Genomic DNA, 2,035 nt, shown 5'->3' on the forward strand with positions numbered 1-2,035 from the left:
CGCCGCTGCCCATCATAGAATTGAGTTTAACAAGATTGTCGTAATCTATGGGCGTGTCAAGGTGCTCGGCGGTCAAGCATCCGCCCGAAGGCCCGCCTGTTTGCACGGCTTTGAATTTTTTGTTATTGGGTATTCCGCCGCCTACGTCATATATTACCTGTCTTAAGGTTGTGCCCATAGGAACTTCCAATAAGCCCGTGTTATTGATTTTGCCGCCTAAGGCAAAAACTTTGGTGCCTTTGGATTTTTGCGTGCCCATTGAGGCGAACCATTTTGCGCCCTTCAAAATAATGGGCGGGATATTGGCTAAAGTTTCCACATTATTAATAATGGAAGGTCTTGAAAAAAGCCCTTTGTCCGCGGGAAATGGCGGCTTGTTTCTGGGCATGCCTCTTTCGCCTTCTATTGAGGCAATTAAGGCGGTTTCTTCCCCGCACACAAACGCGCCCGCGCCCAGCCTTAGCTCAAGGTCAAAACAAAAGTCCGTGCCAAAGATGTTTTTGCCCAAAAGCTCTGCCTCGTAAGCCTGTTCGATCGCTTTGTTAAGCCTTTGCACCGCTAAGGGATATTCGGCTCTTATATATATGTATCCTTGAGAGGCGCCTATGGCATAGCCGCCAATCGCCATCGCTTCAATGACGCTGTGAGGGTCGCCCTCTAACACGGCCCTGTCCATAAACGCGCCGGGGTCGCCTTCGTCGGCGTTGCAAATTATATATTTTTGACCGCCTTTGTTTTTGGCGCATAGACTCCATTTGAGGCCGGTAGAAAAACCGCCGCCGCCGCGACCTCTAAGCCCAGATTCTTGTATAATATGGATTACTTCTTCGGGCGTCATTTCGGTCAATGCTTTGCCCAAAGCCTTATACCCGTCATAGCAAATATACTCGTTGATGTCTTCGGGGTTAATTACGCCGCAATTTCTCAAAGCGATACGAACCTGTAAAGAAGAACTGTCTATATTTTTATAATTGTCAATTGTCAATTCTTTTACGGGCGCGCCGCCTATAAGATGTTGATTGACTATTTTTTCAATGTCTTGGGGGCTAACCTTGCAATATGTGGTCTTTTGCCCCTGATGGTCAATTACTTCCACTAGCGGCTCTAGGGCGCACTCGCCTACGCAGCCTACCGGCGCCAAATCAATATTGTTTAAATTATTAGAGGCAATTAGTTGTTTTAATGTTTGAAAAACTTTACCCGCTCCCGCTGTAATACCACATGTAGCCATTCCTACCGTAACCCTAAAACCGTTTTTATGGTTTTGGGGGTTTATCTTGGCTTGGGTCTTAGCTTTTGTAGCGTTCAAATAATCAAAAGAAACCATCTATTACTCCTCAATCCCAGTTAAGCTTTCCGATTTTAATATTTTTTCTATGGCTTTTTTTGCCGTGTCTTTGGTCGCGTTGCCGTAAACTTTATCGCCAATCATAAATACAGGCGCAAGCCCGCAAGCGCCGATGCAACGCGTATTTTCTAATGTAAATAAACCGTCCTTGGTCGTTTGGCCGGGCTCTATGTTTAACATATCCGAAATGGCGTCCAAAATAGTTTTAGCGCCTTTTACATAACACGCCGTGCCCATGCATACGCTAATGACATGCTTGCCTTTGGGCTCGGTTGAAAAATTAGAATAAAACGTGACTACGCCGTTAATTTTGGCGACAGATTCGCCCAGTTCTTCGGATATGATTTTTTGAACTTCAATGGGAATACATCCGAAAATATTTTGCGCGTCATGCAAAACCGGCATCAAAGGCCCCTGTTTTTGTTTGTGTTTTTGGATACGCTCTTTTAATAATAGAACCTTGGATTCTTCCAATTCAAATTTCATTCGTTAGCCCCTTTTGATAAATAAATAATAAACTATGAAATTTATTTGCTTTAAATTGACAATAAATTAACTATTCTAGATTATAGCAAATGAAGCCAAATATGTCCATTAAATTATTGCTTACAATTTCTTAAATTTATATTAATGATTGTCAAAGTATGATAATTGATAAGATAAAAATTAACACATAATAATTACTTC

2 protein-coding genes are annotated in these 2,035 nt (G+C 42.7%); both read right to left on the reverse strand.

Translation table 11 applies throughout. From position 1 onward, the window contains the following. The coding region (locus tag GX756_06720; GenBank protein ID NLC17551.1) for an NADH-quinone oxidoreductase subunit F at positions 1-1,231 on the reverse strand (1,231 nt) is incomplete at its 3' end. A gap of 99 nt (positions 1,232-1,330) precedes the next feature. Beyond that, positions 1,331-1,834, reverse strand: coding sequence for an NAD(P)H-dependent oxidoreductase subunit E (locus tag GX756_06725; GenBank protein NLC17552.1), 504 nt, complete (start codon positions 1,832-1,834; stop codon positions 1,331-1,333). Between the last annotated feature and the right edge of the window lie 201 nt (positions 1,835-2,035).

Source organism: Clostridiales bacterium (genome assembly GCA_012512255.1).
In the GTDB taxonomy this organism is placed as follows: domain Bacteria; phylum Bacillota; class Clostridia; order Christensenellales; family DUVY01; genus DUVY01.